Genomic DNA, 13341 nt, shown 5'->3' on the forward strand with positions numbered 1-13341 from the left:
CCTGAGGGTAATCAGGCGTCGCGTGCACCCGTAGCTCAGCTGGATAGAGCGCTGCCCTCCGAAGGCAGAGGCCAGGGGTTCGAATCCCTTCGGGTGCACCATATCCCCAAATCGGCACTGATTTTACTGCGCTTTATCGGCTACTTTGGAAACTGGGCAATCTTGTTTCCACTTTGGCGTTCCCGCTTCGCCCCGAGGACGCCCTTCTGATCCCCTTGCCGGGTGTAGTGAGAGATCTCCGACAAGCTCGCATGCCCGGTCCAAGCGCCGATCTGAGAGGCGGTCGCCCCGGCCTCGGCCAGTGCCGCCGCGCGCGCCTTCCGCAGGCCATGCGCGGTGCAGTCGTCGGGCAGTCCAGCCGTCGAAGCGGCGGCACTCATCCACTGCGACAGACCCTTTACGCTTCGCGGTTTGCCGCCTTGCGTCGTGATCCAGATCATCCGGTCTCGCGGGGCCGATGCCAGAAACAAAGCGTGCTCGGCACTTAGCGGTGCAGCCCACTCGGGCAGTACCGTGATCGGGCATGTTGCGGGGCCGCCTGTCTTTGCCTGGACGAATGAAAGCCACCCGTCATCGTCCACCTTCTGCCAGCCGAGACCAACAGCATCGACGCAGCGTGCGCCTGTCCAATAGATGACCTCGAAAGCTATCCGCTCCGGCGAATCCACTGCCCAGTGGTCGCGGAATGTCTTTAACTCGTTCGCTGTCCACTGGCGGTGCGGTTTGACCTCGCCACGCTGCGCCTTGACGCCGGCAGACGGGTCAGAGGGGATCATCCCCTCCTCGACCGCGAATTTCAGGATCGACCGCCAACCTTTGATCCGGTTCTGCGCTGCACCAGGTGTCAGTGCGCGGATGTCTTTGCGCAGGTGATCGGGCCGAAGATCCTTGACCAGGCCAGTTCCTCGATCAGCGCTGATGCGATCGAGCGTCCGGCGCCACACGCCGCGCGTGCTGTCTGCCATCCGCCGATACTCATGAGAGGCGAGGTATGCCACGCAGAGGGCGGATATGGTGCCTTCCTGATGCCGGGGCTTGGGCTGCACCGCGCCGGCCGCGACATATGCCGCAAGGAACTCGGGGTGGTTCTCAGGGAGGTCAGGCAGCGGCACGAGCTGTGCCCCCACGCGCCGGTACTTGTATTGGCGCCCGTCAGCCTTGGTGACGACCTTGATGCCTTTCAGTCCCCGAATACCGCGTCGCATGAGTTCCCTTTCTCGTCGCCCTCACTGGGCAGGCTGGACGCGAACTCGTCAAGCATCAGTCGATCGTACAGGCGCTTGCCGCCCAGTAGCTTGCGGGGGATCGAAAGCCCGCGCAGCATTGTCTCGCTGACGCCGAGATACGCCGCTGCCTCGGGCGTGGGAAGCAGGCGCGGCGCAAAAGTAATTGCGTGGCGCGGCATTAGCTAGCCTCCTCGAGTTTCTCGGCCTCATGGCCCCAGTTCGCCCATCCTGCCCGCTTTTGGCGGCTAAATACCTCGGTCATCCCGTCGCCTCGCCCAATAGGCCGATCCGCAGGTGCGCGCAGTTCGCGGCGCACAGCGCCTCGGCCAGCGGCGGGCAGACGCTGTTGCCGCAGCAGCTGACCTGCACGTCCTTGGCGAAGGGCCGCCAGGTCGGGCTGTCGGTGTCGAGGCCGTCCCAGACCCCCTCGATGACGTAATCCGCCGGAAAGCCTTGGGCGCGGAACAGTTCGCGCGGGGTCAGCATCCGCATGCCGATGTCGATCACGACATAGGACGCGCCGCCGATCGTCAGGGTGACGAACTCGCCGCCGTCCCAAGCATCGTGCTCGCGCAGGAAGTCGGTGACGGCGCGGGCGCGGGCGTGATGCTCTGGCGCGAAGGGCGGCGCGGCCAGTTCGGCCTGCATGTGGCCCATGCGGTCCTTGACCGTGACGGTGTGGCAGGGCTCGTCCGTCCGGGCGCCGTCGCCGGTGCCGTAGTACTTCGCGAACCAGGCCGCGACCGGGGTCTGATGGCTGCCCGAGACCGCGACGGTGGACAGCGGATCGCGCGCGTCGTGCCCGGCATGGGCCTCCATGCGCGGCCCGCCGTTCTGCTGCGCCAGGAACGCGGCCACGGGCGCATGCTTGGCCCCGCCCGCGACCACCGTGCCGAGGGGCGCGGCCACGTCCAGCGCGCGAGGCTGCTGGCCCTGGCGTTCGCCATAGCCGGTCTGCACCATGGTCGAGGCGATCAGGCTGTTCTGGTCCTTCTTGCTGGCGCAGATCGTGTGATGCGGCTCCGTCGCCGCCCGGTTGCCGCCGCCCTGCTGGGCATAGGTCAGCACCGGGGCGATCACAGCGTGGCGGTTCTCGACCGTGACTGTCCGCAGAGGCTCCGCCAGATCCGCAGCCCGCTTCCCGCGTGCATCGCCGTGGCCATAGAATGCGGCCAGATAGGGGGCGATCACCGCATGCTGGATGCCGCCGATGGTGATTGTGCCCATCGGATCGGTCAGCGGGTATTCCCGCCGCCCGCCGCTGTCGCCATGGGCGATGCTGGCCAGATAGGGGGCGACCACGCCCAGGGGCGCCGCGCCACCGGGCTTCTTGATCCAGCTGTTCGCGGTGACCGTGGCCATCGGGTCGCGCAGATCCTGCCCGGTCGCCCCGCCGTTGAAGCGGGTCAGGCTGGGGGCGATCAGAGCGCTGTGGCCGCCCCCGGCCAGCACGGTCGGGTGCGGGGCGGTGACCGCGCTGTCGCGGCGCGCGGTGCCCTTGAGGCTGACCAGCGACGGCACGACCACCGCCTTTTCGCCGCGATGCGCCCCGGTGATGGTGCGGAAGGGCTCGACCACGTCCTCGACCCGGCCGCCATGGGTCAGGTTGACCAGGAACGGGCGCTCGGCCTCCAGCACATAGCGCTTCATGCCGCGCGCCACGCGGGCCAGCGTGTTGCCCGCCAGCGGGCGGATCGCGCGCAGCCCGTGCTTGGCCATCACCTCGGGCGCGCTGTCGAAGATCGACGGGCAGGGCAGCGACCAGTCGATGCAGGTATCCGCGCCGACCCAAGGCAGCAGCTTGCCCTTGCGGACCTCGACCGAGGCCGGGTTGCCATGGGTGGGCTTGGGCCAGACGATCGGGCGGCCGTCGCGGCGCGCGACCAGGAACCAGCGCTTGCGGATCGTCGGCGCGCCATAGTCGCAGGCGCGCAGCTCGCGCCACTGGACCTTGTATCCGGCCTTCTTAAGCCGCCCAATCCAGAGGTCGAAAGTCTGACCCGCGAACTCCTTGATCGGCTGGCCGTCATTGTCGACCGGGCCCCAGGTCACAAACTCCTCGACATTCTCCATGCAGATCACGTCGGGCTTGGCGAACTCGGCCCACCGGACCACAACCCAAGCCAGGTCGCGGATGTTGCGGTCGCGCGGCGCGCCGCCCTTGGCCTTGCTGAAATGCTTGCAGTCCGGGCTGGCCCACAGCTGGCCGACATGGCGGCCCTTGGTGACCGCCAACGGATCGACGTCCCAGATGTTGCTGTCGAGGTGCAGCGTCTCGGGGTGGTTCGCGGCATGCAGGGCCAGCGCCTTGGCGCTGTGGTTGATCGCCACGTCCGGGCTGCGGCCCAGGGCCAGCTCGATCCCGGTGGACGCCCCGCCGCCGCCGGCGAAGCTGTCGATGATCATGGGCAGGTGGGGGTGCGGGGTCATGCCGCTGTCCTTTTTGCGCTTGACCACAGGTTAAACCTTGACGGGGTTGCTCGCCGCATGCCCTGCCAGCACGTCCAGTAGCGGAAAGGCTGCAAGTTCGGCGCGCCTTCATTCCACTCCCAAAAAATCAAGCCACATGGCGCCTTCATCCAGCCAAGCCGGTATGGCTGTTGGGCAGGAGTTGCTGGCGCGAAAAGCGATAACTGCTGCATCATGCCTTGCCTTCCTTCGCCAGCGCCTCGCGCCCGGCCTTGGTGATCGTGAACCAGCACTGGCCGCGCTGCCCGGTGTGAGCCTTCGTCAGCCGCGCATAGCCGAGCCTCGCCAGCGCTCCGGCGGTTGCGGCCGGGGCAGTCGCGGCGCAGCGGCCGTTGATGGTGGCCGAGCGGAGGGCGGCGAGGGATTTGGGGGTGAGGCTCATGATGCACCGCCTTCCGGCGCGGCGCTGTGGGCCGCCACCAGCGAGGCCAGCGCATAGATGGGCGGCAGCTGGACCGGCAACGTCACCACGCCTCGCTCGCGCGCCTCGATGATGCGGCAGCACTCGACCGACAGCTCGCGGGCCAGCGGCATGTCGACCGGGTCCATCCCACAATAGCGGTCGATGTCGCCGACCATCGCAGCAGTGATCTCGTCTTTCTCGTCCTGGGTCAGGCGGGGCATGGGGTCACCTTCTGGCTGTGCGCGGCGTGGCGCGCGAGATGAGCATCGATGTCGGTGTGGGCGCGGGACAGGCTGCGGGCGGTGCCGTGGCCGTCGGTCGCGTCGTGGGTCCAGGTCCAGACGCCACCGGGCATGTCGGTCAGCATCAGCGAGGCCCCGCGATAGGTGGTCGGGCTGCGGTCCATGTCAGCACCGCCCGACAGGCTGATCGGTCAGGGTCTGGACGGGCAGCGCGCCCACCCCCTCGGCCTCGGTGGCGGCGGTCAAAAGCTCTGACGCCAGCTCGCGTGCCTCGGCCGGCGTCAGGATGATTCCGGCGACCATCTCCTGGGCGCCGTCCTCCTGGACGCAGCCCACGGCCAGCGTGACCAGCCGGTCGAAGGTCGGGCCGTCGTGATCCTCGTCTGCGATGATCGAGGCCGAGACAGCGGTGGCGTTGCAGAGGATCAGCGTGTCCATCATGCCACCCCCATCAGCCGGGCCGCGCAGCCGCCGACGGTCGCGGTCCCGTCGCAGGCCACAGGCCAGTGGGCGTCGATCAGCGCCAGCAGGATCAGTCCCACCAGGTGGGCGATCAGCGCCAGCATCAGGCCTTGAAGCATCCCGGCCACCCGCGCCCGGCGCAGCGCGGCGTCCTGGGCATGCGCAGGGCAGGAACATGAGCTTTGGATCAGCCCGCGTCTCGCAGTGGGTGGTGCGGTATTTGCAGTCATCGACGTTTCCTTCGAACAATTGCCAGTGAGACCAGCGCCGCGATCAGCAGCGGTAGGGTCGCGGCAAGTGGAACGGGAGCAACAGGAGGGATGATTGTGTCGTCTGACGGCTGCGTGCTGGGTCCCCCTCCGACAGGGCAGCAGGGCAGCCATCCGCCTATCAGGGTGAGTGCTTCTCGGCTGGGGCCGATGCCGTCGGGGGTTGCCAGCAGCGTCCCGACCGGATCGAGCGGGGGCATATCGAGCACGAACATCTCGGCGGTCATCGGATGCGTGAGCGGCACCGCGTCAAAGTCAAACTTGGCGAGATAGGGCTCGTCTGGACCCGGTGCCGGGTGCTGACGGTCAGCCTCGTCGGCGCGGTGGTGCTGATAGATCACCTCGCGGAAGCCATAGCCGTCGATCCAAGCGACCACGCTCACTTGTCCGTCGCCTCTGCATCGATGGCCTCGCGAAGCGACGCGTGCCGGGTCGCGCCCCGGCAATCGCGCCACAGCCAGAATGAGCCGTCATTGCGTTCTTCGATCAGGGCGCCGCCGTTGTGCCAGGTCCCATCCTCGGGATGACGGACCCACTGTTCACGGCGCAGCAGATATCGCAGCCAGTTGCAGATCATGGTCATGCGTCACCGCGCAGTCGGGCCATGAGGGCCTCGATCTTACGGATCGCCTCGTTCCGATCGGCCTGATCCGCGGGACGGTGCCAGTGATACAGCCGATTCAGGGCCGCGATGCCGAGGCGGATTCGCTGGATGACCGAGAGGGGTTTCCGATCGAGGGCGCGCGGGTTGCGCCACTGATCACTCAGTTCGTCGGGATGCAGCCTCTCTCGCATGGCCGCGTGACGGACGTTGCGCGCCTCCTCGACGATGCCGGCAGGCCAGCCCAGATCGGGACTTCGCCTTACACGGTCAGCCTCAGCCTCCGTCAGGCCGCGGCCAAAGAGTTCGTTTTTCAGGTCGATCATGACCACGGTCCTTGTCGGGGCGCGATGCCGCGCGGGAATGGGGGGATTAGCTTGCGCGGTCACCGCGCCAGCCGGGGCGGATGGTCAGCGTGCGCCGATCTCGGGCTTGCCGATCATCAGGGGGACGGCGGTCTGCTCCTGCGCCATGTTCAGCGCCTCGCGCGCGGCGTCGCGCTGCGCGACGTCCGGGTTGTAGAGGGTGGCGAAGAACTTTACTTCCGACCCGGCCTTCCGATAGCGGAACCGGACCGCCAGCCGGTACAGCGCGCCTTCCTCGAAGACAGGGATGGCGATCATGAACAGGTTGGGCAGGCGCAGCGGCGCGCCGTCGGGGCCGCGATGTTCGTCCAGGAACTGGACATGCGTCTCGCCGGTGTCGCGGTTGGTACTGACCTGAAGGTGGCCCGCGTCATAGACCTGAAAATTGCGCGACAGCTGCGCCAGGGCGGCATATTGACCGAACCGCCCCTGAACCTTCGCGCCGATCTCGATCATGCGCAGTTCCCAGGCCTCGGCGCCGTCGGTCTTGCCGTTCAGCAGGGCGGGCGTCGGGTCCAGAAAGTCCTTGGCGTTCTCTTCGATGAACTCGCCGAACTGGTCCTTGGTCAGCGGCTGCCCGCTGATCGCGTTCCAGCGTTTCCATTCCTCTGACACCGGGAAGGTGTAGAGGCCGGTGTGGCGGCCATAGCTGGCCTTGGGGTCTCCCTCGACCGGGTCGATCTTGGACGGGCCCTCGGCGTGATAGTCGATCACCGCTGTCAGCTTGGGCGTCGGGTGGATCTGGCCGAACAGGACCGTGTCGTCGCTTTTGAAGCGGTTGGTCCAGGCGATCAGGCTGTCCAGATCCTCCAGCACGGCTTGGCCGGTGCGCTGCAGCGGTTTCAGCGCCTCGACCACCTCACGGTGTTGGCGGGTCAGGTCATGCAGGCGCATGCCGTCCGGCGCGGCGATGATGAAGGGGTTCGGCGTATCGGCGTTGGGAAAGCTGATTACCTCAATACCACCGACGCTCGACATGTGGTCGATGATCGTCTCGGCGATGTTCTTGGCGGGGGGATAGACGGTGGTCATGGTTTCCTCACTCGGCGGTGCGCAGTTCGCGGTGGCCGCCGACATCGCGGACCTCCATTCGGGACTGGGCGGGGTTGTGGGTGGTCAGGGCGCCGTCGCCGGTCAGCCAGCCGACGGCCTTGTGCTTGGGCGGCTTGGGTCCGACGATCTTGTCCTCGATCACCAGTTCGACCTGACCGAAGCGGTCGGTCTTCATGTCGATGGTGATGGTGATCTTGCCCTTTGCGCTGGACGCAAAGTCCTGCGCGAACTGGCGCATCTCGACGTTGTTCGCCTCAATGCGCGACAGCAGGTCGGGCAGATAGTCGCCGTTATCAGCAAGGGACAGCAGCTGGTCGAGGCTGCGCAGTTCCGGGGGCTTGGACATGCGTCCGGTCCTTTCGATGATGGGAAAATGCCCGCAGCCGCGTACCGAGGGAGGAGGATCGGGCGGCTGCGGGCCAGTCAGGGTGCGACGAAGCAGGGAGGGGCGCACCCGGTCTGGCGGCGCGTGGCGCCTACCAGTTCGTTGCCTGGCCGAGCGCGGTTCCGCCGTAGGCAATGGCTGCCGCGACCAGTGTCGGCGCGGTCAGATAGAAGGTCACGACCAGCGCGGCCTGGGCCAGACGCAGCGTGATGATGGGGATGAGGTGCATGGCGTCACTCCAGCCCGGCGGCGTGCCGGATGGGGCAACAATATTAGGGTATTTTTACCCAGTCAATACTTTTAGGGTTAAAATACCCTATCTTCACCACAACCGATTCGGGGCACGCGATGCTGGCCGGTGCCGGCGCAGCGCGGCGGGCATGAAAAAGCCCGCCGTTGGGCGGGCAAATCTTAATGATTCATTAATCAGGCGGCCGCTGAGCGGGCTATTTTAGCAACACCCATCTCTTTGTCTTATCTTGCTAACAGAGCCAGCCAGAGGATAAAAAATGTCACACATTGATAATGCTGTTGTTATCTTGTTTAAGCAAAGCCATTGCGAGATCTCGCCGGACATTCCATTGGTATTTACAAACAACACGGTAATGACCATCGCCAATTTGACGAAAGATCAAGTGGTCGCCCTGTTGTCACCCCATACGGGTTCGAATGCCACGAGCGACAATCCCTCCCTGCCCGCCCGTGACTACTAGATTTCCATGCTTATCGTAAAGGCTCACAATTACTTCACAAAGTGGGCCGGTAACAGAATAAGAGAAAACTAGTTCATCCTGAGCGTCGTGAAGGGCATATCCTGTGGTGCGCCCTTCACCATCTAGTATTTGCCTTCTAGACCATCCGGTTACGCTAGGTTCTTGCCGTGGAAAATTGTCAATAACGGTACCAAAAGAACCGTCTTTCATATAAATGCGCGCATTAAAGATGTATTCTCCGTGGCCCACAGTTTGACCTTCAAGGTATACATCGTCCCCATCAGGTTCACCTATAAGAAAATGACTGCAAATATTTGACATTAGATTGAACAACGGTATCTCCCTGCGTTTTTAAGACCGAATTTATCGCTCAAGCCTTTTCTACCATGTCTCCGGGGAGCGTCAGGATTACCCGCGATGCCCATCTAATCTGCCGGTTATGCATGTTGTCGCCGGTCGGGTTCAGCGAGATCAGGTGGAACAGGCCCGGCTCGTCGCCCCGCTTCACTTGCTTTAGCCACGCATTGCCATCTTGGCATTCGACGACGCACGGGCGGCCGATATCCTCGTCCAAGATGCCCTCATGGGTGGCGCGGCTGTAGAACAGGATGTCGCCGGGCTGATACTGCGGGGCCATCGAATCGCCCTCGACCTCGACCGCCGCAAACTGGGAGGCAGGCGCACGGCGCAGCAGCTGCGAGGGCGCGCCGACCTGGAACATCCCGCCTGTGGCTTCGTCGGTATCGACCAGCGGGACCTGCGCCCCGGCGCCGACGCGGCCCAGAACGGGGATCGCAGATGACACGCCGCCCAGCTTCCCTGCGTAGAGATCATCTAGCGTGACCCCAAAAGCGGCTGCCACTTTCATGGCATCGTCAACATTTGTTCGCTGAGCCTTTCCCTGCTTGAGGTTCTTGAGCTGCTCGTAAGAAACGCCCGCTTCAATCGCGACGTTGCGCAATGACCGGCCAGTGACGGTCAAGGCGTGCTCAAGCGCGATTTTGAAGGTTATTTCCATGGGGTAAAAATTACCCCAAGCGAGCCGCGCTGGCATGGCGTAAATTTCACCTTGCATTAAGGGGTATAAATACCCCATATTGGCTGCCATGGAACGCTTCATCGCCGCCGTCGAAACCTATGCTCTTGGCTGTGGCATCAGTCCGCAGAGCCTGCTGCGCAAGACCGTCAATGCCCAGTGGGGCCAGTGGCAGAAGTGGAAGGACGGCGACGCCAGTCCGACCATGCGGATTGTCGATCAGATTTACGCCTATATGGCCGAGAACCCGCCCCCCCAAACCTCCGAGGACGCAGCATGAGCAAACATGCCGCGTCCTCTCTTCATTGCTCGTCTGGTCGCTCTTCACAGGACCAATATGGAGCGCTGCCCGTGAAAAATCCTGCATATTCGACAGACCCCCGCGCCAGTCGGCGCTGGTTCCGTGATCTGCTGTGGCGGGCCTTTCCCGCCGCGTCCGAGCGTGAGCTGGCCGAGAAGGCATCCGCGGTGCTGGATGTCAGCCACCGGCAGGTCATCAACTGGCTGCGCGAAGAGCATGACCCCAAGCTGCGCTACATCATGAAGGTTCTGGCCCTGGCCGGCGCCGAAATCGTCTTCAGCCGGATCGAGGGGCAATCATGAATCGGCTTTTGAACCACGTCCTGGGGCGGTTCTATGAGGCGCGCGCGATGCGCGCCCTCAACCGCTACCATCGTCTGAAATCCATATCGGAAAAATTCTTCCGCCGGGTGCCGCGCCACCAGCGCGAGGGCGCACCTGAGGAGGATCAGGCATGACGGGCCCGGTCCCGCATGGCACGCCCTCGGGCTACGTCCGGTGCAAGTGCCGCTGCGATCTGTGCCGCGAGGCCGAGGTTCAGCGCCAGCGCGAATGGCGGCAGCGGCACCGCGACGGCAAGGTCCGGCACCGCACGGACCACCCCAGCTGCGTCCCCGTCCGTGTGCGTGGCGTGGTGTATCCGTCGATTTCCGCTGCGGCGTATGCGCTGAATGTCACCCCGTCCTCGATCGCTGGACAGCTGGCCCGGCGCGGTGCGGCCGATGGCGCAGGTCTGGGCGGCCACGCGCCGCGCCGCAGGCCGCAGCCGGTCAATTCCCGGCGCTGCGTCATCCACGGGCGCGAGTTCCCCTCGATCGCCGCCGCCGCGCGCGAGATCGGCGTGAACTACTCGCATTTCTTTCGTGAGGTGAAGCGCGGGCTGTCGGATCAGTATTCGCAGTACCTGCTGTTGAAGATGATGCAGGCCGATGCCGGTCGGCAAGGCAGGGCGGCATGACGGGCGCAATCGAGTTCTGGGCCTATCCGCTGCGTCACGGCGACCGGCTGCCCAATTTCGACTGGATGCCGCTCTATGGGGAACAGTTGCTGTCGTCGCGGTTCGTGGCCAAGGCCATCCAGGCCGACCGACGGCAGGATATCGGCACCGCCGTGCTGCTGTGGTGTGCCGCCATGAAGCAGAACCCCGCCGGCACGCTGCCCGATGATGATGTCGAGCTGGCCCGCCTGGCCGGGTTCGGCGCGGATCTGGGCGGGTGGATCGAGGCGCGGGCCGGACTGGCGCTCTATGGCTGGCGGCCCACTCATATCGATGATGCCCCGGTGGGGGCTGTCGCGCGGCTTGGGCATACCCTGCTGTCCGAGATTGCCGAGGGGCAGTTCCGGCGCAAGCGCGGGCGCGAACGCAGCCGGGAGGTCGCGCAGATCGGGATGCAGAAGTCCCGCATCCGGGCCAAGCTGCGCGAGATCAAGCATGCCAAGATGGCCGATAACGGCCAGGCCGTCGAGCTGATCGCGGAATGGCTGCGGGACAACGACCTCTACATCACCGCCGACAACGTGCGGGTGGCGGTCGAGGAAATCATGGGCGCCCCTCGGGTGGTGTCCATGGGCGGACGGGAGGTCTGATGGCCGTGTGATCGTCCTGCAGGTCGCTGTTAAAGCGCTGCAATCCACTGTTAGTCGCTGTTACGCATAACAGTTAGCAACAGTTAGGATTGCAGCGCTTTAACAGCACCGCAACTGTTAGCTGCCCTACAGGACAATACACGGACACAGACAAAGACATGACACCTTAGGGCACCCCGCAAAGGGCTGCGCCTGTGGATAAGTCGGGATTGCTGGTGAAAGGGGAAGTCCGCCATGTCGGGTGTGAATGCGGAAATGAGGGCCAGGGTCGACATGCTGCTGATGCAGCCCCTGGCCGGGCTTGGGCGCAAGCGCGGCACCAGCGCCGAGGCCCATGACAAGGCGCTGGCGCGGCTGCGGGACTGGCTGTCCTACATGTCGGACGACAACCTGCGGGCCATGGTCGATCTGATCGCGCGCCATGCGGTCAAGGGCGTCTGGCCCGAGGAAGGGCTGATCCGGTCCTGGGCCATGACCCTGCAATGCCCGCCGCCGCGCGACAGTGCCTACGCCCAGAGCCTGATCCGGTCCGCGATGGGTCGGCAGGCCATGTCCGAGGGCTGGGCCGTCGAGCTGTTCCAGGTCGCCAAGAAGCTAGGCCCGCCGCCGGGCAAATACATCATCACGCGGCTGCGCCAGGACGCCGACAACAACCGGCACCGCCGCCGCGTGATCCGCGAGAATATCGAGGCCGGGCGCGCCACGCTGGCCGAGAAAGAATGGCTGGCCGCCTGGCATCAGGATCTGGCCGAGATCGAGGCGATCCAGACCGCCGTGACGGAAGAAGGGACAGCAGCATGACGATCTATGACGGAAAGATGGGTGCCGGTCGGCTGCAGCAGGAACGGGACCGGCTGGCGGCGATCCTCGCCCGCGCCACGCCTGCCGAGGGCTGCGGCCCCGCGATCCCCGTGGCACCTGCGCGCGGGCCGTCCAAGGCGGTCACGCCGAACGTGGTCATGCCCGACCCCAAGACGAACAGTGGTTACAAGGTCGAGGCTACCGGCTGGCGGGGGTTCCGCGCCGCCAAGGCCATCGATGTCTTCGACGTACTGGAACAGCGCGAGATCGCGCGGGCAACGAAGGCTAAGCGGCCCCCTGCCCTGCCCTTCACGCGCGCGCAGGTCGACATCGCGCGCCGCTACCGTGATCTGGTCGAGCATCACGCGGCGGGCGGCATGAAGTGCGCTAGCCTGGAGACGCGCGGCGGGGGTGGCGGCACCGGGGGCGAGTTCATCGACGCCTACATCAGCGTGGGCCGGGAAATCAGAACGCTGCAGGATCGCATCGGCACCGGGGCCGCGATGGTCGTGCGACGGGTGCGACCGTCAGCGCGTGGCGTGGTGACTGCCTCGATCATCAGGGATCGCGATCTGGTCGATGCGGTCTGCTTGGAAGGCAAAAGTTTTGTGCAGGTGCTTGAGAGCCACGGTTGGTCTGACACCGGGCGGAATACGTCGTTGGTGCAAGATGCCCTTGGTAAGTGCCTGGACCGGATGAACAGCGCGCGCGGCAAGCGCTGAAAAAAACTTCCTTGACCCTTAGGACGGACGGCAGCATAGATTTCACTATTATCCAGACGTGCGCCCGCAGGAACCTTCCTCGCGGGCGTTCGTCGTTCTAGGCGCTGATTTGGTCTGCGAGTGTGCCGTAGCGGTGAAGCCAAAACTGTGTCTTTCGTTCGGCCTCGTCGCGATCCGGTCCAGCCCTGACACCATGCTTCTCAAGCTTTGCCATCCGGCCCAACCAGTAGCATCCGCGCTTGTTTGCCTCTGCAAGCTCTTCCTGGAGTGATCTCTTAGGCATCCTCTAACTCCGTCTCCGCGCAACCGTAGCTCATGAGGGGCATTGACGCCCTGACGCGGTATTGGTTGCATGTTTCGGGTTAAAAAAATCTGGAGCGCGCGAACGGGCGCAACGCGGATCGCACCCGCCCTATCGCATTGTTGTCAGGCAGAAGGCGTCATACGGCGCATGGTGAGTTCAAAGACTTCTTCATCCTCTGCCGTAGGCATAGCGCTTTCCAGAAGAACCCTTTCGGTCTTGCCGTCGATCTCTATTTGCCCCTCGCCGTACTGGCCAAGCTGATTCTGCGACATCTCGGTGGTGCTGCGCATCCGGATGTAGTCGCCGCCTTTATCGACGATTTCGCCGGTCAGCTGCGGCCCGTCTTCTAGCGTCAGTGTTGCATCGGTCATCGTCCACTCCTCGCGTTGCCCGCATGAGTGCG

At 64.7% G+C, this 13341-nt stretch carries 24 protein-coding genes and 1 tRNA gene; 9 read left to right on the top strand and 16 right to left on the bottom strand.

The genetic code is table 11. The features are described from left to right. Window positions 1–24: 24 nt before the first annotated feature. Window positions 25–101, top strand: a tRNA-Arg gene (locus FA740_RS04365). A 39-nt stretch (window positions 102–140) separates the two neighbouring features. Here FA740_RS04365 and FA740_RS04370 read toward each other — a convergent pair. The 14 genes from FA740_RS04370 to FA740_RS19595 all read right to left on the bottom strand — a co-directional run bounded on the left by FA740_RS04370 (window position 141) and on the right by FA740_RS19595 (window position 7704). Next, window positions 141–1205 carry a site-specific integrase gene (locus FA740_RS04370; protein ID WP_136855557.1) on the bottom strand — a complete coding sequence of 355 codons (1065 nt, stop codon included), beginning with the start codon at window positions 1203–1205 and terminating at the stop codon, window positions 141–143. Further along, window positions 1181–1405, bottom strand: coding sequence for a MerR family transcriptional regulator (locus FA740_RS04375; RefSeq protein ID WP_136855558.1), 225 nt, complete (start codon window positions 1403–1405; stop codon window positions 1181–1183). Before FA740_RS04375 ends, FA740_RS04370 begins: the two co-directional genes overlap by 25 nt. Before the next feature lie 79 nt (window positions 1406–1484). Further along, window positions 1485–3656: a DNA cytosine methyltransferase gene (locus FA740_RS04380; protein WP_136855559.1), complete on the bottom strand. Its 2172-nt coding sequence runs from the start codon at window positions 3654–3656 to the stop codon at window positions 1485–1487. A gap of 211 nt (window positions 3657–3867) precedes the next feature. Then, entirely contained in the window at window positions 3868–4077 is a 210-nt protein-coding gene (locus tag FA740_RS04385) for a hypothetical protein (protein ID WP_136855560.1), read from the bottom strand. After that, window positions 4074–4319 (bottom strand): hypothetical protein, encoded by a 246-nt coding sequence (locus FA740_RS04390; protein WP_136855561.1) that lies wholly within the window; start codon window positions 4317–4319, stop codon window positions 4074–4076. Before FA740_RS04390 ends, FA740_RS04385 begins: the two co-directional genes overlap by 4 nt. After that, window positions 4307–4504 (bottom strand): hypothetical protein, encoded by a 198-nt coding sequence (locus tag FA740_RS04395; protein ID WP_136855562.1) that lies wholly within the window; start codon window positions 4502–4504, stop codon window positions 4307–4309. Before FA740_RS04395 ends, FA740_RS04390 begins: the two co-directional genes overlap by 13 nt. A 1-nt stretch (window position 4505) precedes the next feature. Beyond that, window positions 4506–4781, bottom strand: a complete 276-nt coding sequence (locus FA740_RS04400) for a hypothetical protein (RefSeq protein ID WP_136855563.1) — start codon at window positions 4779–4781, stop codon at window positions 4506–4508. Next, window positions 4778–4921 carry a hypothetical protein gene (locus FA740_RS19590; protein ID WP_169306211.1) on the bottom strand — a complete coding sequence of 48 codons (144 nt, stop codon included), beginning with the start codon at window positions 4919–4921 and terminating at the stop codon, window positions 4778–4780. Before FA740_RS19590 ends, FA740_RS04400 begins: the two co-directional genes overlap by 4 nt. Before the next feature lie 107 nt (window positions 4922–5028). Continuing rightward, entirely contained in the window at window positions 5029–5448 is a 420-nt protein-coding gene (locus FA740_RS04405; protein ID WP_136855564.1) for a hypothetical protein, read from the bottom strand. A gap of 2 nt (window positions 5449–5450) precedes the next feature. Further along, complete coding sequence (locus FA740_RS04410; RefSeq protein ID WP_136855565.1) at window positions 5451–5654, bottom strand: hypothetical protein; 204 nt, start codon at window positions 5652–5654, stop codon at window positions 5451–5453. After that, on the bottom strand, window positions 5651–5998 hold the full coding sequence (locus tag FA740_RS04415; RefSeq protein ID WP_136855566.1) for a hypothetical protein: 348 nt from the start codon (window positions 5996–5998) through the stop codon (window positions 5651–5653). Before FA740_RS04415 ends, FA740_RS04410 begins: the two co-directional genes overlap by 4 nt. An 84-nt stretch (window positions 5999–6082) precedes the next feature. Then, window positions 6083–7069, bottom strand: coding sequence for a DUF2303 family protein (locus tag FA740_RS04420; protein ID WP_169306212.1), 987 nt, complete (start codon window positions 7067–7069; stop codon window positions 6083–6085). 7 nt (window positions 7070–7076) lie between these two features. Next, the gene (locus FA740_RS04425) at window positions 7077–7436 is read right to left on the bottom strand and encodes a hypothetical protein (RefSeq protein ID WP_136855568.1); all 360 of its coding nucleotides are present in this window, start codon (window positions 7434–7436) and stop codon (window positions 7077–7079) included. Between the two features lie 130 nt (window positions 7437–7566). Then, a complete protein-coding gene (locus tag FA740_RS19595; RefSeq protein WP_157001413.1) occupies window positions 7567–7704 on the bottom strand; it encodes a hypothetical protein in 138 nt (45 codons plus the stop codon). 280 nt (window positions 7705–7984) lie between these two features. Here FA740_RS19595 and FA740_RS04430 point away from each other — a divergent pair, with 280 nt between their 5' ends. Then, entirely contained in the window at window positions 7985–8188 is a 204-nt protein-coding gene (locus tag FA740_RS04430; RefSeq protein WP_136855569.1) for a hypothetical protein, read from the top strand. A gap of 370 nt (window positions 8189–8558) precedes the next feature. Here FA740_RS04430 and FA740_RS04435 read toward each other — a convergent pair whose 3' ends face one another. After that, entirely contained in the window at window positions 8559–9296 is a 738-nt protein-coding gene (locus FA740_RS04435) for a S24 family peptidase (protein ID WP_246053467.1), read from the bottom strand. Here FA740_RS04435 and FA740_RS04440 point away from each other — a divergent pair. The 7 genes from FA740_RS04440 to FA740_RS04465 all read left to right on the top strand — a co-directional run bounded on the left by FA740_RS04440 (window position 9295) and on the right by FA740_RS04465 (window position 12634). Then, window positions 9295–9504, top strand: coding sequence for a hypothetical protein (locus FA740_RS04440; RefSeq protein ID WP_136855570.1), 210 nt, complete (start codon window positions 9295–9297; stop codon window positions 9502–9504). The genes FA740_RS04435 and FA740_RS04440 overlap by 2 nt on opposite strands. Before the next feature lie 71 nt (window positions 9505–9575). Then, the gene (locus FA740_RS04445) at window positions 9576–9827 is read left to right on the top strand and encodes a hypothetical protein (protein ID WP_136855571.1); all 252 of its coding nucleotides are present in this window, start codon (window positions 9576–9578) and stop codon (window positions 9825–9827) included. Continuing rightward, entirely contained in the window at window positions 9824–9982 is a 159-nt protein-coding gene (locus FA740_RS19600; RefSeq protein WP_169306213.1) for a hypothetical protein, read from the top strand. Before FA740_RS04445 ends, FA740_RS19600 begins: the two co-directional genes overlap by 4 nt. Continuing rightward, window positions 9979–10482 carry a hypothetical protein gene (locus FA740_RS04450; RefSeq protein WP_136855572.1) on the top strand — a complete coding sequence of 168 codons (504 nt, stop codon included), beginning with the start codon at window positions 9979–9981 and terminating at the stop codon, window positions 10480–10482. Before FA740_RS19600 ends, FA740_RS04450 begins: the two co-directional genes overlap by 4 nt. Beyond that, a complete protein-coding gene (locus FA740_RS04455; protein ID WP_136855573.1) occupies window positions 10479–11111 on the top strand; it encodes a DUF1376 domain-containing protein in 633 nt (210 codons plus the stop codon). The genes FA740_RS04450 and FA740_RS04455 overlap by 4 nt, the downstream gene beginning before the upstream one ends. A gap of 255 nt (window positions 11112–11366) precedes the next feature. Next, complete coding sequence (locus FA740_RS04460; protein ID WP_136855574.1) at window positions 11367–11912, top strand: hypothetical protein; 546 nt, start codon at window positions 11367–11369, stop codon at window positions 11910–11912. Continuing rightward, complete coding sequence (locus FA740_RS04465; RefSeq protein WP_136855575.1) at window positions 11909–12634, top strand: hypothetical protein; 726 nt, start codon at window positions 11909–11911, stop codon at window positions 12632–12634. The genes FA740_RS04460 and FA740_RS04465 overlap by 4 nt, the downstream gene beginning before the upstream one ends. Before the next feature lie 426 nt (window positions 12635–13060). Here the strand turns inward: FA740_RS04465 and FA740_RS04470 are convergent, their stop codons facing one another. After that, entirely contained in the window at window positions 13061–13309 is a 249-nt protein-coding gene (locus FA740_RS04470) for a hypothetical protein (protein WP_136855576.1), read from the bottom strand. Window positions 13310–13341 lie beyond the last annotated feature (32 nt).

It is taken from the genome of Paracoccus hibiscisoli (assembly GCF_005048265.1).
Lineage (GTDB): Bacteria > Pseudomonadota > Alphaproteobacteria > Rhodobacterales > Rhodobacteraceae > Paracoccus > Paracoccus hibiscisoli.